The sequence below is a fragment of the Marivita lacus genome, assembly GCF_014637725.1.
Taxonomy (GTDB): Bacteria; Pseudomonadota; Alphaproteobacteria; order Rhodobacterales; family Rhodobacteraceae; genus Marivita; species Marivita lacus.
The window spans coordinates 188,274-213,789 of record NZ_BMFC01000006.1; the positions used below are offsets into that span (position 1 = coordinate 188,274).

25 protein-coding genes and 2 tRNA genes are annotated in these 25,516 nt (G+C 64.0%); 4 read left to right on the forward strand and 23 right to left on the reverse strand.

Going from position 1 to position 25,516, the window contains the following annotated elements; translation table 11 throughout:
* Window positions 1-30: 30 nt before the first annotated feature.
* Window positions 31-1,194, reverse strand: a complete 1,164-nt coding sequence (carA, locus tag IEV82_RS13455; RefSeq protein ID WP_373285223.1) for a glutamine-hydrolyzing carbamoyl-phosphate synthase small subunit — start codon at window positions 1,192-1,194, stop codon at window positions 31-33.
* Between the two features lie 185 nt (window positions 1,195-1,379).
* Between carA and IEV82_RS13460 the strand changes: the two genes are divergently transcribed.
* Window positions 1,380-1,844: a GatB/YqeY domain-containing protein gene (locus IEV82_RS13460; protein WP_188482552.1), complete on the forward strand. Its 465-nt coding sequence runs from the start codon at window positions 1,380-1,382 to the stop codon at window positions 1,842-1,844.
* A gap of 38 nt (window positions 1,845-1,882) precedes the next feature.
* Here IEV82_RS13460 and IEV82_RS13465 read toward each other — a convergent pair whose 3' ends face one another.
* The 7 genes from IEV82_RS13465 to lipB form a co-directional block, all read right to left on the reverse strand.
* Window positions 1,883-2,779 carry a hypothetical protein gene (locus IEV82_RS13465; protein WP_188482553.1) on the reverse strand — a complete coding sequence of 299 codons (897 nt, stop codon included), beginning with the start codon at window positions 2,777-2,779 and terminating at the stop codon, window positions 1,883-1,885.
* A gap of 11 nt (window positions 2,780-2,790) precedes the next feature.
* A complete protein-coding gene (locus IEV82_RS13470) occupies window positions 2,791-3,282 on the reverse strand; it encodes a DUF2244 domain-containing protein (protein WP_188482554.1) in 492 nt (163 codons plus the stop codon).
* Between the two features lie 6 nt (window positions 3,283-3,288).
* Window positions 3,289-3,588 carry a CcdB family protein gene (locus tag IEV82_RS13475; protein ID WP_188482555.1) on the reverse strand — a complete coding sequence of 100 codons (300 nt, stop codon included), beginning with the start codon at window positions 3,586-3,588 and terminating at the stop codon, window positions 3,289-3,291.
* A gap of 2 nt (window positions 3,589-3,590) precedes the next feature.
* Window positions 3,591-3,812 carry a type II toxin-antitoxin system CcdA family antitoxin gene (locus tag IEV82_RS13480; protein WP_188482556.1) on the reverse strand — a complete coding sequence of 74 codons (222 nt, stop codon included), beginning with the start codon at window positions 3,810-3,812 and terminating at the stop codon, window positions 3,591-3,593.
* Window positions 3,813-3,930: 118 nt separating this feature from the next.
* On the reverse strand, window positions 3,931-5,604 hold the full coding sequence (gene ctaD, locus IEV82_RS13485; protein WP_188482557.1) for a cytochrome c oxidase subunit I: 1,674 nt from the start codon (window positions 5,602-5,604) through the stop codon (window positions 3,931-3,933).
* Window positions 5,605-5,871: 267 nt separating this feature from the next.
* Window positions 5,872-7,800, reverse strand: a complete 1,929-nt coding sequence (locus IEV82_RS13490; protein WP_188482558.1) for a PhoX family protein — start codon at window positions 7,798-7,800, stop codon at window positions 5,872-5,874.
* A 68-nt stretch (window positions 7,801-7,868) separates the two neighbouring features.
* Window positions 7,869-8,567, reverse strand: coding sequence for a lipoyl(octanoyl) transferase LipB (gene lipB, locus IEV82_RS13495; RefSeq protein WP_188482559.1), 699 nt, complete (start codon window positions 8,565-8,567; stop codon window positions 7,869-7,871).
* Between the two features lie 171 nt (window positions 8,568-8,738).
* Here lipB and IEV82_RS13500 point away from each other — a divergent pair.
* Window positions 8,739-8,824 (forward strand) — tRNA-Leu (locus IEV82_RS13500).
* Window positions 8,825-8,881: 57 nt separating this feature from the next.
* Here the strand turns inward: IEV82_RS13500 and IEV82_RS13505 are convergent.
* The 12 genes from IEV82_RS13505 to IEV82_RS13560 all read right to left on the reverse strand — a co-directional run bounded on the left by IEV82_RS13505 (window position 8,882) and on the right by IEV82_RS13560 (window position 22,013).
* Window positions 8,882-9,829, reverse strand: a complete 948-nt coding sequence (locus IEV82_RS13505; protein WP_188482560.1) for a DMT family transporter — start codon at window positions 9,827-9,829, stop codon at window positions 8,882-8,884.
* A 115-nt stretch (window positions 9,830-9,944) separates the two neighbouring features.
* Window positions 9,945-11,261, reverse strand: coding sequence for an acetamidase/formamidase family protein (locus tag IEV82_RS13510; protein ID WP_188482561.1), 1,317 nt, complete (start codon window positions 11,259-11,261; stop codon window positions 9,945-9,947).
* A 103-nt stretch (window positions 11,262-11,364) separates the two neighbouring features.
* Entirely contained in the window at window positions 11,365-13,701 is a 2,337-nt protein-coding gene (locus tag IEV82_RS13515; protein ID WP_188482562.1) for a Tex family protein, read from the reverse strand.
* A gap of 91 nt (window positions 13,702-13,792) precedes the next feature.
* Window positions 13,793-14,821: an AbrB family transcriptional regulator gene (locus IEV82_RS13520; RefSeq protein WP_188482563.1), complete on the reverse strand. Its 1,029-nt coding sequence runs from the start codon at window positions 14,819-14,821 to the stop codon at window positions 13,793-13,795.
* On the reverse strand, window positions 14,818-15,468 hold the full coding sequence (locus IEV82_RS13525) for a GntR family transcriptional regulator (RefSeq protein WP_188482564.1): 651 nt from the start codon (window positions 15,466-15,468) through the stop codon (window positions 14,818-14,820). The genes IEV82_RS13520 and IEV82_RS13525 overlap by 4 nt, the downstream gene beginning before the upstream one ends.
* Window positions 15,469-15,522: 54 nt before the next feature.
* On the reverse strand, window positions 15,523-16,458 hold the full coding sequence (locus IEV82_RS13530) for an AEC family transporter (RefSeq protein ID WP_188482565.1): 936 nt from the start codon (window positions 16,456-16,458) through the stop codon (window positions 15,523-15,525).
* A gap of 48 nt (window positions 16,459-16,506) precedes the next feature.
* A complete protein-coding gene (locus tag IEV82_RS13535) occupies window positions 16,507-17,310 on the reverse strand; it encodes an MBL fold metallo-hydrolase (protein WP_188482587.1) in 804 nt (267 codons plus the stop codon).
* On the reverse strand, window positions 17,310-18,113 hold the full coding sequence (locus IEV82_RS13540; RefSeq protein ID WP_188482566.1) for a TatD family hydrolase: 804 nt from the start codon (window positions 18,111-18,113) through the stop codon (window positions 17,310-17,312). The genes IEV82_RS13535 and IEV82_RS13540 overlap by 1 nt, the downstream gene beginning before the upstream one ends.
* 54 nt (window positions 18,114-18,167) lie before the next feature.
* Complete coding sequence (locus tag IEV82_RS13545; protein ID WP_188482567.1) at window positions 18,168-19,295, reverse strand: DNA polymerase III subunit delta'; 1,128 nt, start codon at window positions 19,293-19,295, stop codon at window positions 18,168-18,170.
* Window positions 19,292-19,918 (reverse strand): dTMP kinase, encoded by a 627-nt coding sequence (gene tmk, locus IEV82_RS13550; RefSeq protein WP_188482568.1) that lies wholly within the window; start codon window positions 19,916-19,918, stop codon window positions 19,292-19,294. Before tmk ends, IEV82_RS13545 begins: the two co-directional genes overlap by 4 nt.
* A complete protein-coding gene (locus IEV82_RS13555) occupies window positions 19,915-21,087 on the reverse strand; it encodes a D-alanyl-D-alanine carboxypeptidase family protein (protein WP_188482569.1) in 1,173 nt (390 codons plus the stop codon). Before IEV82_RS13555 ends, tmk begins: the two co-directional genes overlap by 4 nt.
* 32 nt (window positions 21,088-21,119) lie before the next feature.
* Entirely contained in the window at window positions 21,120-22,013 is an 894-nt protein-coding gene (locus tag IEV82_RS13560; protein ID WP_373285221.1) for an SPOR domain-containing protein, read from the reverse strand.
* Window positions 22,014-22,199: 186 nt separating this feature from the next.
* Here IEV82_RS13560 and IEV82_RS13565 point away from each other — a divergent pair.
* Both IEV82_RS13565 and IEV82_RS13570 read left to right on the forward strand, forming a co-directional pair.
* Window positions 22,200-22,289, forward strand: a tRNA-Ser gene (locus IEV82_RS13565).
* Between the two features lie 398 nt (window positions 22,290-22,687).
* Window positions 22,688-23,524 (forward strand): protein NO VEIN domain-containing protein, encoded by an 837-nt coding sequence (locus tag IEV82_RS13570; RefSeq protein WP_188482570.1) that lies wholly within the window; start codon window positions 22,688-22,690, stop codon window positions 23,522-23,524.
* A gap of 3 nt (window positions 23,525-23,527) precedes the next feature.
* Here the strand turns inward: IEV82_RS13570 and IEV82_RS13575 are convergent, their stop codons facing one another.
* The 3 genes from IEV82_RS13575 to IEV82_RS13585 form a co-directional block, all read right to left on the reverse strand.
* On the reverse strand, window positions 23,528-23,911 hold the full coding sequence (locus IEV82_RS13575; RefSeq protein ID WP_188482571.1) for a ParB/RepB/Spo0J family partition protein: 384 nt from the start codon (window positions 23,909-23,911) through the stop codon (window positions 23,528-23,530).
* Complete coding sequence (locus tag IEV82_RS13580; RefSeq protein ID WP_188482572.1) at window positions 23,908-25,233, reverse strand: recombinase family protein; 1,326 nt, start codon at window positions 25,231-25,233, stop codon at window positions 23,908-23,910. Before IEV82_RS13580 ends, IEV82_RS13575 begins: the two co-directional genes overlap by 4 nt.
* The coding region (locus tag IEV82_RS13585) for a DUF2924 domain-containing protein (RefSeq protein ID WP_188482573.1) at window positions 25,233-25,516 on the reverse strand (284 nt) is incomplete at its 5' end. The genes IEV82_RS13580 and IEV82_RS13585, both read right to left, overlap by 1 nt.

Below are 25,516 nucleotides of genomic sequence, written 5' to 3' on the forward strand. Positions count from 1 at the left end.
TCAAACCGTTAAGCGCAGGTTAACTCGTGCTCAGCTCGCAGTGGTTTTGCGCACCGCCATCGAGTCCGCGAACCGTTCAAACAGGTAGAAACTGTCCTGCGGGCCGGGGCTTGCCTCTGGATGCTGCTGCACCGAAAACACCGGCCGGTCGGCCATGCGGATACCGCAGTTCGACCCGTCAAAGAGCGACACATGGGTTTCCAGAACGCCCGTCGGCAGGGTCTGGCTGTCAACCGCAAAACCGTGGTTCATCGACGTGATCTCGACCTTGCCGGTCTCGGTGTCCTTGACCGGGTGGTTGGCGCCGTGATGGCCGTGGTTCATCTTGACCGTCTTGGCGCCCAGGGCGAGCGCCAGCATCTGGTGACCCAGGCAGATGCCGAACATCGGCAGGTCCGTTTCGTTCAGGATGCGCTGGATCATCGGCACGGCATAAGCCCCCGTCGCGGCGGGATCGCCCGGACCGTTCGACAGGAACACTCCGTCGGGGCTGTGCGCCAGCACCTCTTCGGCGGTGGCCGAGGCGGGCAGGACGGTCACATCGCATCCCGCACTGGCCAGACAGCGCAGGATATTGCGTTTTGCGCCGTAATCGATGGCCACGACCTTGTACTTGGGTGCGGTCTGCCGGACATATCCTTCCGGCCATGCCCACCGCATCTCGTCCCAGCGATAGGATTGCACGCAGGTCACGTCCTTGGCCAGATCCAGCCCTTCGAGACCGGGAAAGGCCCGCGCCTTTTCAACAAGGGCGGCAAGGTCGAAAACACCCTCGGGATTGTGCTCAAGCGCCACGTGCGGCGCACCAAGCTGCCGGATCGCGCGGGTCAGGCGGCGGGTGTCGATGCCGCCGATGGCAATCCGTCCGCGGGCAGACAACCATCCGCTCAACTCCTGCACCGCGCGCCAGCTCGAGCTTTGGGTCGGCATCCACTTGACAACCATGCCCTCGGCCACCGGATCGCCGGTTTCGTCATCATCGGGGTTGACCCCCACATTGCCGATATGCGGGAAGGTGAAGGTCACGATCTGCCCCGCGTAAGAAGGGTCGGTCATGATTTCCTGATAGCCGGTCATCGCCGTGTTGAAGCACAGTTCCGCCACCGATGTCCCGGTGGCGCCAAAGCCCTGACCATAGAAGATCGTGCCATCTGCCAAGGCAAGACAGGCGGTCGGTTTGTCGGTGGACAGCATGGACATGGCGCGACTCCGCAGGGGTAAAATCGACCGGAACCTACGGCTGCACCGCCTTGCGGTCAAGGGAGATGGGAAAATGTGATTTCCATATTTTTCAATAGCTTAGTGGAAACCGTCAGCGCTTGCGTCCAAAGTTGTCCTCGCTTAAGGTGCGCGCTCGTTCAACCATGGGATAGGAATTCATGGACCTTCGCACCCGGCTCAACACGTCTATCAAACAGGCGATGCGCGACAAGGACAGTGCACGGCTCTCGACCCTCAGGCTGATCAACGCCGCGATCAAGGATCGCGACATCGCCGCCCGTGGGGATGGCAACGAAGAGGGGGTTGGGGACGATGAAGTCCTTGGCATTCTTGGGAAAATGGTCAAGCAACGCAAGGACACCGCCAAGACCTACGAAGAGGCGGGGCGGCTTGATCTGGCCGAACGCGAATTGGCGGAAATCGGCGTGATCGAGGAATTCCTGCCGCGCAAGCTGACGGATGACGAGGTGGAACTTGCCGTGGATGCCGCCGTGGCCGAGGCCGGAGCGTCGTCGATCCGCGACATGGGCCGCGTCATGGGCGTGCTCAAGGCGAAATACACCGGCCAGATGGATTTCGGCGTGGTGGGTGGCATGGTGAAGGACCGGCTGTCCAACGCCTGACCGCTGTGCGATGCGTGGCCGCATCGTCCAGCACCCTGTCAGAACGTGAAATCCTGCCTGATCCCGGCCAGCGTGTCGGGATCGTCGATCCGGTGGTTCTGCACAAACCGTGTCTTGTACCCGACCCGCCCGCGCCGCGCGCCGAAATTCTCGCCGTGGTTCAGCATGTACAAAACCGACGGCCGCGACAGCGGGGCCAGCCTGCGACCGGCCAGTGTGGCGAGGTACGGAAACATCCTGTGCTCGTGCTGTGTCATCTCGGCCAGAAACGCTGTCGAAGCGGGGTCTGACGGGTCGTGATAGACGGCGGCACAGCTGCCGCAGAGCTTCCAGAACGGTTTACGCATCGGCGCGCCCACGCTGCGCGTGTCGGCGAGGCCAATATCCCCCGTCGCCACGTCCATGACATATCCCGACTGCACGAGGTAGCCGCCCGGTTCCTGCCGGTTCAGCATTTCGGCCACGATGCCTTGCCGCAGCAGATCGTCCGCGTCGAAGGACATCACATAGCCCGGCCCCGGTGCATGCTCCGGCAACGCCTCTGACAGCACGCGCAGCTTGCGCCACTTGTCATTGCCGGGCGTGCGGTCGGTGAAGGGCAGGTAGGTGATGCGCGGATCATCCAGCAGGTCCGGCCGCACCTGACAGCAGACAGCGGCGGTCCAGTTGGGATTGTCCTGCGCGATGAAGCCAGCAAGTGTCGTGTGCAGCCGTGCCACGACCGCGTTCCAATCGCCCACCTGATCGGGTCCGACCAGCGGCACCAGAAACGTCACCTGACGCGCCTTGGCGTGTTTTGGCCCGGTTGCGCGCAGGGCGAGCGCCGCACGTTCCGACGGAGCCATGTCCGGGGTCGGATCGGTCCGTCCCAACAGCGTCGTGCGCAGAAGATGCCGCGCGCGGGTGAGTTTCGGGACGGCGGGAACCTGTGCCATGGAGCCTCGGGTCAGGGGGTCGCGATGCGCCGAACCTTGTCACTCAGCTCTGCGTATAGCTCTTTGCGTTCGTCTTCGCTCAGAAACGCGCCGATCTCAACCTCTCTGCCTGCACCGGACAGCGTGACATAATGGGGCACCGGCCCGCCCTTCTGGTGCATGTTGACCTGCGTCCAGTAGGGATTGCAGTGCCATTCCTGCGGCGCACCTGTCCGGGTCTGGCGTGTCAGGTGCAGATCGTCCGGCGTCAGCGTGAGGACCTCGATGATCTGAAGGTCGCGCTCGTTGCGGCGAAGCGCGTACCACATGGCACCGAGCGCCAGCAGCATGAAGGGCAGGATGCCCCAGAGCAGCACCGTCCCGATCAACCCGTAAAGCGGAATCGTGGACAGGGTGAAGATGCCGAGGATCGTTGCAGCAAACCCGTAGGCGGGCAGCGATTGATGCGGCCAGAGGCGCAATTCCAGATTGTCCTGGGACGTGTCAGTCCATGTATACGGCATGGGGGCTTAGTATCCTGTCAGCAGAAGATCCGTCGCTCGAACAATCTCATCGCGCTGGTGAGACGCCGACCCAAGACGTGTCCCAAGCTCTTTTTTCGTCAAGGTCGCCAATTCGGTTGTTAGCAATCGAAGCGTCACATCACCCAAGGTCAGTTTCGGGTTCAGGTTCTTGAGCGGTGGCTCAGGCCAGTTGTCCGACACCAGCCGGGCAACGACGCGGGTGGCAAGGCTCTCGAACGTGTCGGCTTGCAGGACAAGCACATAGGTGTCGTTGGCTGTGCGATAGACATCATATTGCTGCGCCATGTCTACCACTTCCGATAGGCGTCGAGGGGCAGGCCTTCGTTTTCCACCCGGCGATTATAGGCCTGGATAGCGTCCTTGTTTTCCTCTTCCCAGCGGTCGGCTTCGGCTTGGCGAAGCTGGTCCTTTATCCCCGCCTCGGCGGCACGGGATAGGTTCACTCCGGCGTTCTTGGCGCGGGCGATCAGGTCGGCATCGAGGCTGAGGCTGGTTGATTTGCGCGGCATGAGGCTCTCTCCTTGGTGCCAAGACATACCGCAAAACCTACCCGCAAACAACGGTAGGTTTCATGGCAAAAGGCCCCGGCGTTTCCACCGGGGCCTTTCGTTTCAGATCACGCCAAGCTTAGTGTGCGTGGGTCTTTTCCCAGTCTTCCCTCTTTGGAAGCTGCTCGAACGTGTGCTCGGGCGGCGGGGAGGGCAGGGTCCATTCCAGCGTGTCCGCATATTCGTTCCACGGGTTCTTCGCGGTCTCGGCACGGCCTTTGACAAGGCTCCATGCGATCACGCCGATGAAGAACAGGAACGATGCGAAGGACAGGAAGGCACCCCAGCTCGACACGTAGTTCCAGAAGGCGAAGGCTTCCGGATAGTCGATGTAGCGGCGCGGCATGCCCTGACGGCCAAGGAAGTGCTGCGGGAAGAAGGTCAGGTTCGCACCGATGAAGAAGGTCCAGAAGTGCAGCTTGCCTGCCCATTCCGGATACATCTTGCCGGTCATCTTGGGGAAGTAGAAGTAAATCCCCGCGAAGATGCCGAACACGGCTCCAAGACTCATCACGTAGTGGAAGTGCGCCACGACGTAGTAGGTGTCATGGTAGGCCCGGTCCACGGCGGCCTGTGACAGCACGATGCCCGTCACACCACCAACGGTGAAGAGGAACAGGAAGCCGAACGCCCAGAGCATCGGTGTCTTGAACTCGATCGAGCCGCCCCACATGGTCGCGATCCACGAGAAGATCTTGACCCCGGTCGGCACCGCGATGACCATCGTTGCCAGCATGAAGTAGGACTGCTGTGTCAGCGACATGCCCACGGTGTACATGTGGTGCGCCCACACGACAAAGCCCAGTGCGCCGATCGCGATGATCGCCCAGACCATCGGCAGGTAGCCGAAGATCGGCTTGCGGCTGAAGGTGGCGATGACGTGGCTGATGATGCCGAAGGCCGGCAGGATCACGATATACACTTCCGGGTGGCCAAAGAACCACAGGATGTGCTGGTAGAGAACCGGGTCACCACCGCCAGCAGGGTCAAAGAAGGTCGTTCCGAAGTTGCGGTCGGTGAGCAGCATGGTGATCGCACCCGCCAGAACCGGCAGCGCCAGAAGGATCAGCCACGCGGTGACGAAGATCGACCAAGCGAACAGCGGCACCTTGAAAAGCGTCATGCCCGGTGCGCGCATGTTCAGGAAGGTGGTGATCACGTTGATCGCACCAAGGATCGACGATGCACCCGAGACGTGGACCGCGAAAATCGCCAGATCCATCGACATGCCGCCCTCATTGGTCGACAGCGGCGGATACAGAACCCAGCCCACACCAGACCCAAGTTGGCCATTGCCGCCCGGTGCGAAGACCGAACAGATCGCCAGCGTGGTGCCTGCAATGAAAAGCCAGAAGGACAGGTTGTTCAGACGCGGGAACGCCATGTCCGGCGCGCCGATCTGCAAGGGCATGAAATAATTGCCGAAACCGCCGAACAGCGCCGGAATCACCACGAAGAACATCATCAGGATGCCGTGGCCGGTGATCAGCACGTTCCAAAGGTGTCCGTTGGGGGTACAATCGCCGACCGCCGCTGCGGTCAGGCGGGCGCCTTCCATACACATGTACTGAACCCCGGGGTTCATAAGCTCCATGCGCATGTAAACGGTGAATGCCACGGAGATGAAGCCCGCGAGACCGGCGGCGATCAGGTAGAGAATCCCGATATCCTTGTGGTTCGTGGACATGAACCAGCGGGTGAAAAAGCCGCGCTGGTCTTCATGTTCGTGGCCGTGAATGGCGGCGTCTGCCATATCTGCCTCCTGATGGTTCCCAATAAAAAGGCGCAGGGATTCTCCGGCGCCATTTGTTCCATATACGTTTTAGAATGTGAGGCAGGTCGCGGCAACGGACGTATTTGACGCAGATCAAACTTTATTGTCGCAGCAGGGTCGCGATCCGGTGGTGCCGGAAGGGTCAAGATCCAGCTTTAGTATTTGATCGGAAATAATAAGTCGGCTCAGCGAAAAAAGCCCCGGACACGCTCGGGTGTCCGGGGCTCTTTTGTTTACGGGTCCGGCTTAGCCGACCAGGCCGCCATCGTCGCGTGTGACGGCAACCACGGCAGACCGCGGCAGGTTGCCCTCGCCATCGGGCCAGTTGCTGCCCGGGTGCTGGATGCCGACGAACATCGTGCGACGGTCTGTCGACCAGCACAGGCCTGTGACTTCGCAGCCGTTCGGACCGGTCAGGAAGCGCTCGATGCGGCCCGTCACGGGGTCGCCTGCCAGCATCTGGTTGTTGCCCATGCCGGCAAAGTCGCCTTCGTTGTCGTCGTCGCCGTCGGTCTGGATCCAGATCAGGCCAGTCGAGTCGATGACCATGCCGTCGGGCGAGTTGAACAGGTTGCCCGCGTTGATGTTCGCAGAGCCTGCCATCGGGCCGTCTGCGTGAACGGTCGGGTTGCCGGCCATCACGTAGAGATCCCAAGAGAAACCATCCGCACCGTGGTCGCCGCCTTCGGGGCGCCAACGCACGATCTGACCGTATTTGTTCGTGTCACGCGGGTTGACCGCGTTGACCGTCATCGGATCGCCACCGGCATTGGTGCGCACGGTGCCATCGTCGTTCAACACACCGCGACGCGAGTTGTTGGTCAGGCAGCAATAGGCCTCGGATGCGTTCGGGTGAACGGCGATCCACTCGGGACGGTCCATGGTGGTCGCGCCGACCTTGGAGGCCGCCATGCGGGTGAAGACCGCGATATGCGCCGCGTCCATTCCGGTGGTTGCCGGTGTCAGCGGGACCCAGCGACCATTCATGTCGTCTTCGAACACCGCAACCGACAGCGTGCCCTCGACCAGCAGGGAGGATGTGTCCTCGCCGGGTACGTAGATGCCATTGCTGACCCAACGATACATGAACTCGCCACGCTCGTCGTCGCCCATGTACACCACAACGCGGCCATCGGCGGCGATGCCGTAAGCGGCGTTCTCGTGCTTGAAGCGGCCCAGAGCGGTATGCTTGATCGGGGTCATGTCCGGGTTTGCCGGGTCGATTTCCACGATATAGCCCGCGCGGTGCGGCTCGTTCGGGTTGGTTGCGACGTCAAAGCGCGCATCGAAGCCGTGGTAGTTATAGCGGCCAGCATCAACCTTGGTGGACACGCCGTACCGCTTGAAGCCATCCATCACCATGGAGTCGGCGGACACTTCGGAGGCGGCGCCGAAATAGCCGTTGAAGTTTTCTTCGCAGGTCAGGTAGGTGCCCCACGGCGTCCGGCCGGACCCGCAGTTGTTCATCGTGCCAAGCGACGCCATGCCGGTCGGATCGGCTTCGGTCTTGAGCAGGTCGTGACCGGCTGCCGGACCCGAGAAGGTCATCGGCGTGTTGTGGTGGATGCGGCGATTGTAGGGGCTGTCGAGCACGACCGACCAGCCGTCATCGTTCTGCGCCAGTTCCATGACTGTCACGCCCTGCAGGTGCTGCAGGATACGCACGTCATCAAGGCTGCCCGGCAGACCGTCTTCGCGGTGCGGCAGGTTCACCTTGTTGTTGGTGTATTCGCTGTTCACGACGAGGATCTCGCGCCCGTCGACATTGTACAGTTCCATGCCGTCGGTGTTTTCGCCCATCACGCGGTCGGCAAATTCGACCGACACGCCTGCTTTCGGATCATACGCATTCGCGGCATCCGAGAACAGCGGATCGCCCCAGCGGACCAGCGTTTTCCAGCTGTAGCCTTCTGGCACGTGCACGGTGCCGTCGGTCTGGGCCGCGATTGGCGTGAAGGGGAAGCGCGACGCGGGCTGCGCCATTGCAGTGGTGCCCTTGAGCAGCCCCGTGCCCATGACTGCCGCGCCCGAGCCGAATGCCAGAACACCGCCAAGGAAGCCGCGGCGGGAAATCGCGCGCTCGACCACCTTGTCGAAATCATTGCCTTCGGGGCGCGGGTCGTTCAGTTCGTCCCACTCGTCTGCAGAAAGGTCGTGAATATCTTTGGGTGTCATGATCCATGTCCGATGATGATTGCCTATACCGGTCGGCGGCGACTGGCGCCGCCCCGGTCGACAGCAATTCACCGGATTCGCGTATCAGATTCGTGACAGCTGCGTGTCAGTTTTGCTGCACCGCCGAAAACGCCGTCGAAACTCTGACGCAACGCCACATCCAGGTCCTCCATCGTGACCGGCAATCCCAGATCGACCAAGGACGTGACGCCGTACTGCGTGATCCCGCAGGGCACGATCCCGTCAAAATGGGTCAGGTCCGGTTCCACATTGATCGAGATGCCATGAAAACTGATCCATTTGCGCAAACGGATGCCAATCGCCGCGATCTTGTCCTCGGCGATTTTTCCATCCTGCAATAGTTTCTTGTCGGGACGTTCGATCCAGACGCCCACCCGCCCGTCGCGGATATGGCCGGTCAGACCGAACTCTCCCAGCGTCGCAATGACCCACCGTTCGAGGTCCTGGACAAAACAGCGCACGTCGCGCCCTCGCTTGCCGACATCGAGCATCACATAGACCACCCGCTGCCCCGGACCGTGATAGGTGTACTGCCCGCCGCGCTTGGAGGGGTAGACGGGAAAGCGGTCGGGGTCTTTCAGGTCTTCGATCCTGGCACTCGTCCCCGCCGTGTAAAGCGGCGGATGTTCCAACAGCCACACGAGCTCATCTGCCGACCCTTCGGCAATCGACGCCGCGCGGGCCTCCATCGTGGCCACGGCCTCGTCGTAATCGGTCAGCCCGTCGGAGATGATCCATTCAACCATGCGCGCTACCGGGGCAACGGCCCCGCCTCCTTGATCATCGGGATATGGCGCCCGCAAGCCGCAATGTCACCCCCTCGACGGCCATCGCCTGGGGGCGCGAAGGTTTCTCGAAATTTGCCCTTGCTCCCGATTGCGACCTTCGGTAATCACCCGCCTACCAGTCAAGACAGTGCGGTCGTGGCGGAATGGTAGACGCGCAGCGTTGAGGTCGCTGTGGGGTAACACCCGTGGAAGTTCGAGTCTTCTCGACCGCACCAATTTCCCGAAATTTCGAATAGCAAGCAAAGATGCCCCTTGGGGCAGATGGTTTTGCGTCAGATCGGCGGCGCGGCGCGTTCGGTGATCAACTGCCGCGCGGTGACGCGTTCGCGGTGGATCATGTAGAGCCCCGCTCCGATGATGATCGCGATGCCGGTCAGTGTCAGCGCGTTGGGGAAATCCCGGAACACGAGATAGCCCAGCAACGTCGCCACCGGCAGCTCCAGGTATTGCAGCGGTGCCAGCGTGGCGGAAGGGGCGAGCGACAGCGCGTAGGTCATCATCATGTGGCTGACCGTGGCAAAGAACCCGACCCCGAACAGCCAGAGCCATGCAATCCCCTCGGGCCAGACCGGGTCCAGCAGCGCCGATCCGCTGCCGTTCGCCAGCACCATCACCGGCAGGCAGAACACGCTGGCGATCAGCCCGGTGTGGAATTGCAGCGCCACCGGATGCAGCTTGCGCGACAGCCCGCGCGTCACGAGGATGTAGAACGCGAATCCCACCGCCGTGCCGAGCGGAAACAGCGCCACGCTGCCAAAGGCCGCGAAACTGGGCTGGATCACGAAGAGCACACCGACAAAGCCCACCATCGCAGCGCCCACGCGGCGCGGGCCGACATCCTCGCCAAGGTAGAACTTGCCCACCAGCAGCACGATGAACGGGGCCACGAACACGATGGCCAGCGCATCGGCCAGAGGCATCACGCGGATCGCGGCGATGAAGCAGAAGGTCGACACGAACAGCAGCGCCGAGCGGAACAGCAGCGCCGCCCATTGCGCCCGTGGCACCCGCAGAGATAGCCCCATGAGCCACACGAAAGGCGCCATCAGCGCGCATTGCACGACAAACCGCGCCGTGGTGATCTGACCGACGGGAATGCTGCTCGACGCCAGCTTGGCCGCCACGTCCAGCAAGGGAGCGGTCACGCAGAAGCCCAGCATCAGAACGACACCGGCAAGGATGCGGTCGGTGGAGGGGGGGATCGAAGTTGCTGTGGTCATGCCAACGGGATAGGTCGTCGCCCCGGCGGCGTCTATGCCTTTTGCGACGCCTTGCGGCACCAAAGGGGCAGGGGCTGCGGATCACATCGCTGTGCCGCAGCCCCGATCTCGGGTCCTAGAGCCCGTATTGCTCGCGGGCGTAATCGCCAAGGCCCACCGCATCCAGCTTGGCCAGTGGCGCGAGGAACGTCACCTGGATGACCCCCGGCGCACGGCCGATCTCGATGGCACCGTTGACCGTCGCGCGGTTGCGCACTTCGGCGACTGTCATGCCCAGCAAGGTCGCCGCACGGGCAAGGCCATTGTCGATGGCGGCGTTCAGATTGGAAGCGGTTCCGATCACCGAAATGGGGGCCAGCGCGTCGATCTCGGACACGCCCCACTTGGTGGCCAGCTTCTGACCCTTGGCCTTTTCGGCATCGGTGAACGGCTTGGCCAGCGGCGGCAGGTCTTCCTCGAGCGGGAACAGCACGGGTCCGTCGATGGGGTAATTCTTGATCACCTCGACCTGAAGCGTGACGCTGCCCGACACATCCATCGTGTGGCCTGCGATCTCGCCATCCCCCTGGGCGGCATGCATGTCGCCCATATAGACGCCCGCACCGGGCACCTTGACCGGGCAGACAAGGATCGCACCGGCGCGCACGGCGTCGATATCCATGTGCCCATCGGTCTTGTGCTGGACAAGCTGCTCTTCGGTGATGGCGTAATCATGCGGCGCGCCGACAAGGAAGGCCCCGAAATCGCCGGCATTGTGGCTGTCGGGCATCGCCATCGACGGGCAGGTGCCCAGTTGACCCATGAAGGGGCGCATCCGCACCAGCGTGCCCGGCATGTCCGAGGGCGCATAGGTCAGGATCGAATGCTGGCGGCTGCCATCGGGCAGGGCGGCATAGTGATCGGCATTGCGCGCGATGGTTTCGGCGGCCTCTTGCGGCAGGGTCAGGCCGACGCTGCGGGTCTCGTCAAAGGTGACGGTGTAGCCATGCACGATTGCAAACGGTGTGACAGCGTTGCCGCAGGCGTCGCATTTCACCGCGTCCTGTCCGATCCCTTCGACATGGGTTTCCGGCCAGACCGTGTCGCAAACCGGGCAGCGCGCGGCGACATAGGGATCACCCAGACAGAACCCCTCGGGAGAGCTGTCATGTCCCGAAGCCGTTGCAATGGAGGTCACGGTGATGTCGCGAATGCGGATCGCCACGGCATCGCCCACTTCGGCCCCCTGCACGAACACCGGCGTTGTGACCTCGTGGCCACCCCGCAGGCGCGGAGTGATCATCGGGCCCCAGCACCCCGGTGCCGTGTTGGCGATGATCGTCCCGCCGTTCTCGATCGGGCCGAGCATCGGCGCATCGGGATCGAGAACCGAGTTGGTGAACTCGGATACGACAACGCTGCGCCGCGACGGCGTGCTGCTTCCATCAGGCATGAGTGGCTTCCCTCGTTAAATGTGATGACGTTGGAGGGACCTTAGGATGTGTGCCGGATAAGACAAGACGATCCGACACCGTTTCAGGTGCCGGAGCCTGCGGTCAGTCGGATTTCGATTTGCCCAGCATCGCATTGCGCAGAGCATCACCCAGCGCGCCTTGCGATGCGGCCTGCGGTGCAGGCTTTGGCCCCCGTTGCGGTTTGGGCGACCGTGGCTGCTCTGACGTCTTCTCGGGTGCTTTCCTGCCCTGCGCCGGGGCCGCTCCGTCTGCGTTGTCCTTGCGCATGGTCAACCCGATGCGCTTGCGCGGGACATCCACCTCGACCACGCGCACGCGCACCACGTCCCCGGCCTTGACCACCTCATGCGGGTCCTTGACGAACCGGTCGGCCAGTTGGCTGACATGCACCAACCCGTCCTGATGCACGCCGATATCGACGAAGGCCCCAAAGGCCGCGACATTGGTCACTGTGCCTTCAAGAGACATGCCGGGACGCAGATCCTTGATGTCGTCGACGCCATCGGCAAAGCGCGCGGTGACGAAATCGGGGCGGGGGTCGCGGCCCGGTTTTTCCAGCTCGGACAGGATATCGCGCACGGTGGGCAGGCCGAAGCGGTCATCCACGAACGCCTCGGCGCGCAATCCGCGCAACGCCTCGGGGGCACCCATGATGGCGCGAATATCGCGCCCGCAGGCCTTCACGATGCGCCGCGCCACGTCATAGGCTTCGGGGTGGACCGAGGTGGCGTCCAGCGGCTCGGTGCTGTCGCGCAACCGCAGAAAGCCCGCGCATTGCTCGAACGCCTTGGGGCCAAGCCCCGCCACCTTGAGCAGCGCCTTGCGCGCCGGAAACCGCCCATGCGCGTCGCGATGCGTCACGATGGCCTGCGCCAACGAAGGTCCAAGCCCCGCGACCCGCGCCAGAAGCGGCGCAGAGGCCATGTTCAGATCGACACCCACCGCGTTCACCGCATCCTCGACCACCGCGTCGAGCGCCTGTGTCAGGCGGCGCTGGTCCACATCATGCTGATATTGCCCGACACCAATGGATTGCGGCGTGATCTTCACCAGTTCGGCCAGCGGATCCTGCAGGCGGCGCGCGATCGACACGGCCCCGCGCAGCGACACGTCGAGATCGGGAAACTCCTGCGCCGCCAGTTCCGACGCCGAATAGACGGACGCGCCCGCTTCGGACACGATCACGCTGGCGGGGCGCGCGCTGCCCTGCGGCAGGTGCTTGAGCGTCTCGGCCACCAGCCGTTCGGTTTCGCGGCTGGCCGTGCCATTGCCGATGGCGATCAGCTCGATCCCGTGACGGCGGATCATCGCGGCGATCGCGGATTGCGCGCCCGCCGCATCCATGCGCGGCTGGAACGGATAAAGCGTGGCGGTCTCGAGCACCTTGCCGGTGGCATCCACCACCGCTGCCTTGACGCCCGTGCGGATGCCCGGATCAAGGCCCAGCGTCGCGCGCGGCCCCGCAGGGGCGGCCAGCAGCAGGTCGCGCAGGTTGCGGGCAAAGACCGCGATGGCCTCGTCATGGGCGCGCTTGCGCAGGTCGCCCATCAGGTCGACATACATCGTCAGGCTCAGCTTGACGCGCCATGTCCAGTCCGCCGCCGCGCGCAGCCACGCATCCCCCGGCGCACTGCCGGGAATGCCGATGGATGCCGCGATGATGCCGACAGCACGGGGCGCGTCGGTTTCGGGGTCAGGCGCGATATCGACGGTGACGATCTCTTCCTTGGCGGCACGCAGGATCGCCAGCGCCCGGTGCGAGGGGATCGTGGACCATTTCTCGCGGTGATCGAAATAATCCGAGAACTTGGCACCCACCGCTTCCTTGCCGGGGTGCACACGGGCGGTGATCAGCGCGGTCTCGTGCATGAAGGACCGCAGGCGGCCCAGCAGGTCGGCGTTCTCGCTCAGTTCCTCGGTCAGGATGTCGCGCGCACCGTTCAGCGCGTCCTTGGTCGTGGGCACGGCCTCGGTGATATACGCAGCGCCAAGGGTTTCGGGGTCGGCGGGCCGATTGTCCAGAATGGCGCGCAGCAGCGGCTCGAGCCCGTTTTCGCGGGCGATCATTGCCTTGGTGCGGCGCTTGGGTTTGAACGGCAGGTAGATGTCTTCAAGTGTGGCCTTGGTCTCGGCCCCGGCAATGGCGCGGGCCAGTGCGTCGGTCAGCTTGCCCTGATCCTTGATCGACCCGAGGATGCTCTCGCGGCGGGCTTCCAACTCGCGCAGGTAGACCAGACGATCGGCCAAGGTGCGCAGCTGCGTGTCGTCCAGCCCACCGGTGGCTTCCTTGCGGTAGCGCGCCACGAAGGGCACCGTTGCACCGCCATCCAGCAGGCTCACGGCGGCGGTCACCTGATCGGGGCGGGCGCTGATATCGGTGGCGATGGTGCGGGCGATGCGGTCGGCGGTCTGGGTCACGTCAGCTGTCCTCTGCTTCGGTCGGACGCCCCTGATACCCGTGGCCAAGGCCAGAGAAAAGGGGGCAGTTCGGTTTGCAAACCCGGCTTTGCTACTTTGCAAACCGCGTTTTGAACACCCGCGCCGCCAAGGGCGCGCCCATGATCACCACGAAGATCCGCAGCATGTGATGCGCCACCACGAAGGCCACGTCAGCCCCGACGATCAGCGCCAGAACCGTCAGCTCCGCCTGACCGCCGGGGGCAAAGGCCAGCAGGGTTTCCATCCCCGGCGCAAAGCCCAGCCCGTAGATCGCCTCGACAAAGATCAGCGTCAGCACGATCAGGATCAGGCAAAACCCCAGACCGGCAGCCAGATCCTTGCGGATCTCGGCCATGGTGATGCCCGCGTATTTGGTGCCGATGGTCATGCCGATAAAGAACTGGGCCGCCCAGATCGCCTCGGCCGGGGGACGGTTGTGCAACCCGCCCGCAAGGGTCAGCGCGGCGGTCACGATCAGCGGCCCGAGGATCGACGCGCCGAACAGCCCCACCCGTTGCGCCAGCTGCCAGCCAGTGATCGCGCAGACCGCCATCAGCAGCAGTTCCTGCGGCGGCACGCTGGTCGCCGGGGCACCGGGTGGGTTCGACAGGTCGGCGTCCCATATGCCGATCAGCAGAAACGGCAGCGCCACAACGATGACCAGCATCCGCGTCGCATGGATCAGGCTGAGTGTGCGGACATTCGCGCCCGCCTCTTCGCCGAAGACGATCATGTCCTGCAACCCGCCGGGCATGGTCGCGTAATAGGAGGTGGCGAAATCATACCCGCAGAAGCGCTGAAAATAGGGCACGCCGATCACCCCGATCACGGTGACCATGATCGGCACCATCATCAGCGTCGGCCACATCGCCGGAAAGGTCGCCAGCACGGCGGGGGTCAGCGTCGCGCCGACGGCAACGCCAAGGATCGTGCGCATCGTGTCGTTGAGCAGCGGCACTCCGCGCATCGGGATGCCCGCAAGTGCCGCCGCAAGGCAGGCAAAAAGCGGACCCATCAGCCATGGCAGCGGCAGGTTCAGCAGTTTGAACAGCGCAACCCCAACACCCGCGATGGCAAAGGTGCGCCACAGGACGATCACGTCGACATCCCCTTGAGCCGGTAGCGCAGCGAGGTTTGCAGATGCGCCTCTGCGGCATCGGCGGCAAGGTCGCCGTCGCGCTGGCGCAGGGCGGTGGTCACATCGCCATGCTGCGACACGACGATGCGGATGCGGTCGGGATCAAGATAGGTGGTCGGGCCCAGCAGGATCAGCGTGTTGTTGATCGCCTCGGCAGACGCCAGCAGGAACCGGTTGCGCGCCGCGCGGTAGAGCGCTTCGTGAAAGTCGTGGTTGATCGCGGCGCCCAGCGTCGGGGTGTCCTGCGCATCGAGGATGCGGGCGTTCATGTGATCGAGCGCGTCGAACTCGGCCTCTGACCCGTGCTGTGCCGCCATGCGCGCAGCGGTGCGTTCCAGCACGATGCGCATCTCGTAAAGCTCGACGATCTCGGTCCGGCTGAGCTTGCGGATCACCGCGCCGATGCGCGGGCGGTGTTCGACGATGCCGTTGTTCTCAAGCCGCCGCAGCGCCTCGCGCACGGGGGTGCGGGACAGGTCCAGCCGCTTGGCCACATCCTCTTCGCGCAGCCGGTCGCCGGGGGCGAACTCGCCGCTGCGAAGGGCCTCGATCAGGCTGGCATAGGCGGCTTCACCGCTGGAGTGGGTGGATTTCCCGGTATCTGACATGTCGCTCTTGTATCCGATTGGATACAAGATGAACAGCCCGGAGATCGGGACGCGTCAGGGCAGGGTGCCCAGCCAGATCCACGCGGTGATCACCGACAGGGCGCTGGCCATCAGCACAGAGGACGCGGCAACCCGGCGCGCGCGGCCATAGATGTTGGCGAAGACGTAGCAGTTCACCCCCGGTGCCATCGCCGCCGTCAGGACTGCGCTGCGGAAGGCGCTGTCTTCCAGTGCAAAGGCAGTGCCGACACTCCAGGTGATGGCAGGGTGCAAGAGCAGGCTGATCGCGCAGACAAAGAGGATGATCCGCATGTCGCCCTCGGGCCGGTAGCGGTAGAGCACGCCGCCCATCGCGAACAAGGCGGCGGGCAGGGCGGTGCGCACCATCATGTCCAGCGCTTCGGTGAAAGGCGCGGGCAAGCTTACGTCAAGCAGGTTGAACAAAGCGCCGATGGCAATGCCGATCACCAGCGCATTGCGGAACATCGCCTTGGCGACGATCTTGGGCAGATCACGGTTCGGCTTGTTGGCGGCGCGGGCGCGCACGAACTCCATCACCGTGATGCCCAGCCCGTAGCAGAACGGCGAATGCAGCGCGATGATCGCGTAATTGGCCGAGAGCGAGTCCGGCCCAAAGGCGCGTTCGGTGATCGCAAGGCCCAGCAGGACGGAATTGGCGAAAAGGCAGGTGAACCCGATGACCACCGCGTCTTCCCAGTCGCGCTTGAAGAGGTACCGCGCACCAAACAGGCCGACGACGAAGCAGGAGAGCGACCCGGTGTAGAAGCTGATGAGCAGCGGCACCGAGAAACTGTCACCGATGTCGAGGTTCCAGATCGCGCGGAACAGCAGGCAGGGGATCGCGACGTTCTGCGTAAAGATCATCAGCCCGTCGATGGACGATTCACTCATCAACCCGCGCCACGCCACGACGTAGCCGAAACCGATGACCAGAAAGACCGGCAGGATGATGTCGATCAGCGCCTGCATGTCAGGTCATGTCCCGTTCGGTTCGCCCGCCGTATCCTGCGGTTGGCGTCACTCCAGTGGCTGCGTGATGACCATGCCGTCATAGGCCGGTGTGATATGGTCCGGGGTCTCGGCCTCGACCGTGGCGTAGTCGAGATCGACATGCATGTTGGTCAGTACACCGCGCCGGGGCCTGGCGCGGGCCATCCATTCGAGCGACAGGGCCAGATGCGCATGGGTGGGGTGGGGATCGCGGCGCAGCGCATCGAGAATCCAGACATCGAGGTCTTGCAGATGGTCGGTCCAGACATCCTCGGGTATCTCGGCGACATCGGGCAGGTAGGCCAGATCGCCGATGCGGAACCCCAGCGCGTCGATGCTGCCGTGGTTCACCTTGAACGGCGTCAGGGTGATCTCTCCTCCGGCACCGTCGATCTGAACGGGTCCCTTGATCGTGTGCATGTCGAGGATCGGCGGATAGGGGCTGTCCGAGGGCTGCACGAAAGCATAGCCGAAGCGCGAGAAAAGGTCGTTCTGCGTGTCGCCATCGGCCCAGACGGCCAGCCGCTTGCGCATGTTGAAGACGATCATGCGCAGATCGTCGAGCCCGTGCACATGGTCGGCATGGCTGTGGGTGTAGATCACCGCGTCCAGTTCGCCGATCCCGGCGCCCAGAAGTTGCGCGCGCATGTCGGGGCTGGTGTCGATCAGCACGCGGGTGATGCCCGCATCGGTCACCCGTTCGACCAGCATGGAACAGCGGCGGCGGGTGTTGCGGGGGTTGTCGGGATCACAGGCGCCCCAGATACCGCCAAGGCGCGGCACACCGCCCGACGATCCGCAGCCAAGGATGGTAAAGCGCATCTCGCCCATCACGCGGCAGCCTCGTATTGCGCGGCTTTCCAGAACAGCCTGTCGAAATTCGCCTCGGTCTGGGCGGCAAAGTCGGCGTAGTCCATGCCGTAGAGATCCGCCCCGACGCGGGCGGTGTGGGCGGTGTAGGCCGGTTCATTGCGCTTGCCGCGATGCGGGGGTGGCGCAAGGTAGGGGCTGTCGGTTTCCACCAGAACGCGGTCCACCGGTGCGCTCGCGAAGATATCGCGCAGCTCCTGGCTTTTGGGAAAGGCGGCGATGCCGGACATCGACAGGTAGAAGCCAAGGTCCAGAGCCGCGCGGGCCAGATCCGCGGACGAGGAAAAGCAATGCATCACGCAGGTATAGGGCTTGGTCTTGAAGCCTTGCGTGAGGATTTGTGCCATGTCGTCATCGGCGGCACGGGCGTGGATGATCAGCGGCAGGCCGGTTTCCTGTGCCGCCTCGATATGCACGCGGAGCGAGGTTTTCTGCACCTCGGCGCTGTCGGACGTATAGTGGTAATCCAACCCGGTTTCGCCGATGCCGACGAATTTGGGATGTTGCGCCAGTGCGACCAATTCCTCCACCGTGGCCAGCGGTTCATCCGCAGCACTCATCGGGTGGGTTCCAGCGGCGTAGAACACCGGGTCGAACGCTTCGGCGATGGCGCGCACCTGCGGTTCCAGCCGCAACCGGGTGCAGATCGTCACCATCCGCCGCACGCCCGCATCCTGCGCACGGGCGATGATCTCGGCGCGTTCATCGTCGAAATCCGGGAAGTCCAGATGGCAATGGCTGTCGGTGATGCGTGGTGTCAACATGGGGGTGGTATCGGGGATGCGAGCAGGGGCGTCAAGACGTGGCTTGCGCCCGGATCAGGGCCGAGGGCAGCCGTCCTGCAACGCCAGAAAGCTCGACAGGACCAGCGATCCCGCCTCGACATTCACGGCACGTCCGTGGCGCAGGCGTTCGCCCTGATCCTGCGCAATCTGCGCCCATGTGCGGGCGGCGGCGGGCGAAGGGCAGAGGCGCTGAAAGGTCTGGGCTTCTTGTGTTGCGGCCTCGGGGTCTGGCGGCTGCCCAAGCGCGCCGGTGCGGGCAAGCCGGGTCAGCGCGCGGTCGAAAAGACCCAAGAGCAGGTCAAGCCGGTCTTCCTTGCCCCGGCCAGCCGCGCTTTCAGCCAAGGCGATGGCATGGGGACGGCTGAGGTCGGGCAGGGTCGAGAGCAGCTTGACCAGATCGGCGTAGAGCTTCAGCCCGTCCTGCTGCATCAGGCGCACGGCCTCGCCCACCGACCCACCCGACAGCGCGGCAAGGGCCGCGGGGTTCGAGACGTCTTGTTCGATCTCGGTCGCGGCCAGTGCCTGCGCCATATCGGCGGCATTGAGCGGGGCCAGCCGCAATTCGCGGCAGCGCGACCGGATCGTGGGCAAAAGCCGAGAGGGCTGGTGGCTGACCAGCAGAAGCGTCGTGCGGTCTGGCGGTTCTTCGAGCAGTTTGAGGATCGCATTGGCGGCGCTGACGTTCATGTCGTCAGCGGTATCGACGATCACCACGCGGCGTCCGCCATCGGCGGAGGAGAGCGCAAAGAACCCCTTGAGGCGGCGCACCTCGTCCACGGTGATCTGCGCCTTCAGGCGCTTGGCCTTGTCGTCATAGGGGCGGCGCAGCGCAAAGAGCCCCGCCTCCGACCCGGCCAACATGCGGCGCGACACAGGGTGATCGGGCGCAATGTGCAGATCGGTGGGCGGTGGCGGTGCGCCAAAGAGGCCATCCTCCCGCACAAGGGGCGTCGCCAGCAGGAATCTCGCGATCTGCCAGGCCAGCGTCGCCTTGCCGACACCGCGCGGGCCGGTGATCAGCCAGCCGTGATGCAGCCGGTCCGAGCCGAAAGCCTGCAGGAAATCCGCCTGCGCCGCGTCCTGACCATAAAGAAGATGCGTCTCGCGCGGATGCGGCGCGCCCTCGATCCGGTCGGGTTCTGGTTGTGTTGGGTCGCTCATGTCAGATGCGGGCTTACCGCAGCCCAGACATCCTCTGCAACGCTGTCGGCATCGCGCGCGCCGTCGATCACGCGGAATCGGTCGGCATATTCCAGCGCCAGAGCCAGAAAGCCTGCGCGCATCGCCTCTTGCAGACTGGCGCCGAAATCCTCGAATCGTTCCTCGACCGTGTTGCGGGCTTTCGCGCGGCTGAGGCCAAGCGCGGGGTCCATGTCGATCAGAAGCGTCAGGTCAGGCTCGACCCCGATCATCAGATCGTGCAGCGCATCCACCTTGGCCCGCAGGTTGCCACGCGACAGGCCCTGATACATCCGCGTGCTGTCGGCAAACCGGTCGCAAATGACCACCTTGCCCGCGTGAAGCGCGGGCTGGATCGTGCGTTCCAGATGGTCCCGTCGCGCGGCTGTGAAGAGCAGGATCTCGGTCTCGGCGGACCAGCGGTCGGGATCACCCTGCAAGACCAAAGCGCGGATTTCCTCAGCCCCCGGAGAACCGCCGGGTTCGCGGGTGTGCACCACGTCCACACCATCGTTGCGCAGCCTGTCCGCCAGCATACGCGCCTGTGTGGATTTGCCTGAACCGTCGATGCCTTCGAAGCTGAGAAACAGCCCGGCTCGGTTCACATCGTTTCCTCGGCAGGGGCTTGCAGACGACCCATCAAAGCCTGCGACACGCTTATCATGCGCGACAGGAACCCGCTTGCGGGCACTGCACTGGCTGCGAACAGCGGGATGCGATGTTCAGGCAGGCCTTCGGGGCTGATGATCAGCTCGGCCAGTTGCCGACCCTCAGAAATCGGCGCCTCGATGGGGCCGGTATAGACCACCTCCGCTGTGACATCCTGACCCGGCGTGTTCGGCAAAAGCAGCGTCACGTCTTCTTTGGCCATGAGGTCAACCGTGTCGCTTGCGCCCATCCAGACATCGGCTTGCGCGATCACCGCACCTGCGCGGGTGACGGTCTTTTCGGCGAACTGACGGAAGGCCCAGTTGACGATGGCTTCCGATTCCTCGGACCGTGCCCGCGCCGTATCAAGCCCGGTGATTGTGAAGATCACCCGGCGGTCACCCTGTTTGGCAGAGCCCACCAGACCGTACCCCGCTTCCTGCGTGTGGCCGGTCTTGAGGCCATCGGCCCCGATATTCAGAGGCAGAAGCGGGTTGCGGTTGAACCGGTTCGACGATTCCGCCTCGTCGAAGAGAAACTCGGTTTCCGCGAACATCTTGTAGAAATCCGGGAATTCCTCGATGATGCGCTGCGCGAGCAGGGTCAGGTCGCGCATCGACATCACGTGACCATCGGCGGGCCAGCCGCTGGAGTTCTTGAAGATCGAATTGCTCATGCCCAATTGCTGGGCGCGCTGGGTCATCATGCGCGAAAACCCGGCTTCCGTCCCGTCGGGTGACAGCGCTTCGGCGAGAACCACGCTGGCATCATTGCCGGACAGGACGATCACGCCCCGGATCAGGTCTTCGACCGTCACCCGTTCGCCCTGTCGCAGGAAGAGCGTGGAGCCGCCAAAGGAATTGGCATGCGCCGATACAAGCAGTTCCTCGTCCATGCGCAACCGACCGTCGCGCACCGCCTCGAAGGCGATGTACAGCGTCATCAGCTTGGACATCGACGCGGGCGGCAAGGGCACATCGGCGTTTTTTGCAAGCAGAACGGTGCCGGTCTTTTCGTCCAGCACAAAGGCCGCAGAGGCCTGCGTGTCAAAAGCGGACGCCGACACGCTGGACAACAGCAGCGCGGCAAGGGTGGCGGAAACAAGGACGCGGTAGTCGCGGATCATGGCAGCTCTCCTGTCATACCTGCGGTGAGGGGTCAGTTGGTGACCGCATAGGCGTCGGTAAACCCGGTATCCTTGATCTTGGCAAGCAGGGCGCTGCGCTCTGCGCGGGTCTGTGCCGGTCCGACCAGCACGCGCCAGAAGGTCTTGCCGCTTGAGGATTGTTCAAGCACCGTGGGCACCATTCCGGCCTGACGCATCGCGGTTGCGGTATTGTTGGCGTTCTGTTCGATGCTGAAGATGCCGATCTGGATGAAGGGCCTGTCCAGCGTGGATGTGGCAGGCGCAGGTTCCGGTGTGGCGGCCGGTGCAGCCGCAGGTGTGGCATCGAGTGCGGCAGCTGCCGCGCCCGCAATCGGGTCAAGCGTGGTTTCGGCCACATCGGTCGGTGCGGCGAAAGTGCCATCGCCCACCGGCGCATCTTGCGGCGGGGCGGAGGTGGCGTCGTCGGGCACCTCCTCGCGGCGCAGGGCCACGACATTGAGCTGTGTCGGCGCACCGGCCAGAACGCCGAGGGCTGCGGCGGCATCGGATGAAATCTGCAGGCGCGGACCGGGCGTCTCGCGTTCCTTGCGGAACAGCGCGCCGATGACGAAATTGCCGTTGGCCTCGTTGCGGATGATCACGCGTTCGGGTTCGGACACATCCGGATGCGCCGCCCAGACACCACCCAGCGACGGGCGACCGTCCCAGAGGCCATTCTCGCTCACCTGGAAAACTTCGGGCGCTTCGACATCCCGCTCGACCAGCCGCGTGGAGCGTGTGCCCGACGAGGCCGTACCGTCCTGCGCGTTGGCACCCCCGCCACCCTGCAGGAAGGCGGGCATGGTCGCGGCGTCGCAGCTGGCAAGCGCGATCAATGCGACACCGCACATCGCGGTTGTCCTTAAGCTGTGCCACAGCGGAGAGTTGGTGATCCTGATGTCCATTGCCTGCTCGCCTTCTGCTATGCCATGGCGCGCGCATGTCCGGGCCTGTCGCCCCGCGCCGCTCGTTGTTTTGCGCGAAGCTTACAGACTTCATCGCGTCAAGAAAAGTCTGACGGCACCCTTGCGCAGATTTTCCCCCGCGGCCGCTTTCAGAATCGAAATTGTGACGCTATGCCAACGCTCACCGGAGGTTTGGCAGAGTGGTCGAATGCGGCGGTCTTGAAAACCGTTGGGCGTGAGAGCGTCCCCAGGGTTCGAATCCCTGAGCCTCCGCCACATTCAGATACTGAATCCGTCCAGGGGCCCCGATTGGGGCCTTTTTTCTTTTTGTTTCAAAGGGCGTTGGCAGGGCCATCCGCCCTTCGGAGACTGGGCGCTTGACGCGGAATGGGTCTCCGAATGGCCTGCGTCTCTCTTCGAGCGCCCCTCGACGGCCACGGGACGGCGCAAAACATCCTCGCATTTCCAATGGGTTGCCGCGTTCATGGGGTCGTCCCGTTCGCAAGCTAATCTGGTAACGGAGACTGACACGAAGGCGCAGGGCGGTTGGGAGGACGGTTCCGTGGCGGCCGATCACGAGCTCAGCGCGGCAGTGAGTACGGTCGACGAAACCAGCGAAAACCCTGCCGGAAGTCTCTGATGACAAACAGACTTCGCGCCCATAGCCTAGCGCAATGTCGAACGGGCCCTGGACGGATGAAGAGAACGACCTGATCGTCGCGGATTACTTCGCGATGCTGGCCGACGACATCTCCGCGCGCCGCTACAGCAAGGCCGCGCATCGCCGCGCGCTGCTGCCTCTGCTGAACAACCGGTCCGAGGGGTCCGTCGAGTTCAAGCACCAGAACATCAGCGCGGTGCTGAAGGGGCTCGGCGAGGACTGGGTCCCCGGCTACAAGCCCGCGTTCAATTTCCAGATGACCTTGGTGGATGCCGTGGCGCGGTGGCTGGCGCTGAACCCCGCCTGGCTCGGGCGCCAACCGGGGCTGCAACCCGCCGCTGGCCTACGCGAGGCGGCGCAGATCTGGATCGGACCGCCGCCGACGCTGTCGAACCAGCCGCCGCCGCAGGAGCTGGACCAGATGCTGCACATCGCCCGGAAGTTCGACGTGGCGGGCCGGGACGAGCGCAACCGGGCACTCGGCCGCGCGGGCGAAGAGCGCGTCCTGGCGCATGAGCGGGCGGCCTTGCGGACGGCGGGACGGGACGATCTGGCGCGCAAGGTGCGCTGGGTGTCGGAGGAAGATGGCGATGGCGCGGGCTACGACATCGCGAGTTTCGCCCCGGACGGGCTCTCGCGGCTGATCGAGGTCAAGACGACGAACGGATGGGAGCGCACGCCCTTCCACATCACCCGCAACGAACTGGCCGTGGCCGAGGAGCGACGGTCGGAATGGCGTCTGTTCCGGCTGTGGAATTTCTCACGCGAGCCGAAGGCGTTCGAGCTGCACCCGCCGCTGGACGCGCATGTCTCCCTGACCGCGACGACGTTTCAGGCGAGCTTTCACTGAGCCTCAGTCGAACACCCGCTCCGGCTGTTCGTGCCATGGCAGGGCCGCGACATCGGTCAGTTTCAACAGGGTCACGGCGGGCACCTCACGCTTGTAAACCAAGCGCTTGAGGACTCCCGGCGCGAGATAGGCGAGCCGCAGCTGTCGGCTGACATGGCGTTCGGCCAGCCCGACGGCCTTCGCCAGATCGGTGACCGTATTGAATTCGCCAGCCTCCATGCGCCGCCGCCAGCCCCACGCCCGGCCGATGGCGCGCAGGATATGCGGATCCTGCGTCCGGTCTTCGCTCGGCAAATAGGTTGCTGGCGGCATGATCTTCGGCCGCCCGTTCTGCTTGCGGACCTTGAGCGGCACGAAGATCTGGATGGACTCGTCGAAATTCGTCATTCGGCCGCCACCTTCTTGCGTGGTGCCATCATGTCGCGCATGACGCCCGAGACGCCGTCGGTCCGGACATCGATGACCAGCCCCTCGGACGTGACGGTGACCCGGCGCACCAATAACTGCACGATCCGGGTCTGCTCCGCAGGGAACAGTTGGCCCCAGACGTCCTCGAACGTCTGCAGCGCAGAGATCACGTCGGCCTCAGCGAAGGCGTGACCCTCGCGCGCCAAGTGGGCGATGACCTGTGCCGTGATCGAGGGCGCGCGCATCACCCGCCGCAACTCGGTCACCACGGCCGCTTCCACGAGGTCGGCCGGAAGGCGGCGCGGGATGCCTTCATCGCTGGGTTCGCGATTCTTTATGACGTCCATCGAGACGTAGTACCGGTATCGCCGCGCGCCCTTCTTCGTGCTGCTCGGGGTCATGGCGGCGCCCGTGGCCGTAAAGATCAGGCCCTTGAGCAATGCAGGCGCCTGCGCGCGGGTGTTGTTGGCGCGCTTTCGCGGGTTCTGTCGCAAGATGGCATGGACCTGATCCCACAGCTGCGCGTCGATGATGGCCTGATGTTCGCCGGGATAGGCCTTGCCCTTGTGGACCGCATCGCCGCGATAGACGCGGTTCACCAGCACCCTGTAGAGATATCCCTTGTCGACCAAGGTGCCCTGCTTGTTGCGGAGGCCTTTGCGGCGCAGTTCACGGGCCAGCACGGTCGCTGATCCGACCTCGACGAACCTCTCGAAGATGCCCCGCACGGTGGCGGCCTCTTCCTCGTTCACCACGAGCTTGCGGTCCTTCACATCGTACCCGAGCGGGACATATCCGCCCATCCACATGCCCTTCATGCGGGAAGCGCGGACCTTGTCGCGGATGCGCTCGGCCGTGACCTCGCGCTCGAACTGAGCGAAGCTGAGCAGGATGTTCAGCGTCAGCCGCCCCATGGAGGTGGTGGTGTTGAAGGACTGCGTGACCGACACGAAGGTCACGCCATTGCGGTCGAAGACCTCGACCAGCTTCGAGAAGTCCATCAGCGACCGCGAAAGGCGGTCGATCTTGTAGACCACGACCACGTCGACCAGCCCGTCCTCGATATCCTCCAGTAGCCGCTTCAAGCCGGGCCGTTCCAGAGTCCCACCTGAGATGCCGCCGTCGTCATACTGATCGCGGACCAGCACCCAACCCTCGGAGCGCTGGCTGGCGATGTAGGCTTCGCAGGCCTCTCGCTGGGCGTGCAGGCTGTTGAACTCTTGCTCCAGCCCTTCCTCGGAGGATTTGCGCGTGTAGATGGCGCAGCGCTGGCGGCGGATGGGATTTGCGCGCTGATCCATCAATCATTCCCCCGCTTTCGTTCGCGCAACCCGAAGAAGCGGTAGCCATTCCAGCGCGTCCCGGTGATCGCGCGCGCGATCGCGGACAAGGATTTGTAGGGGCGGCCTTGCCACTCGAACCCGTCCCGCAGGACCGTGATCGTGTGCTCGACCCCATTCCATTCTCGGATCAGCCTCGTGCCGACCACGGGATTGCGAGGATCGGCGATCTGGCTCTTGCGTGTCAGGGTGCCGCTGACCTCGTCGGCCAGCAGGTCCAGCATGCGCCGAGTTTCGCGATCAG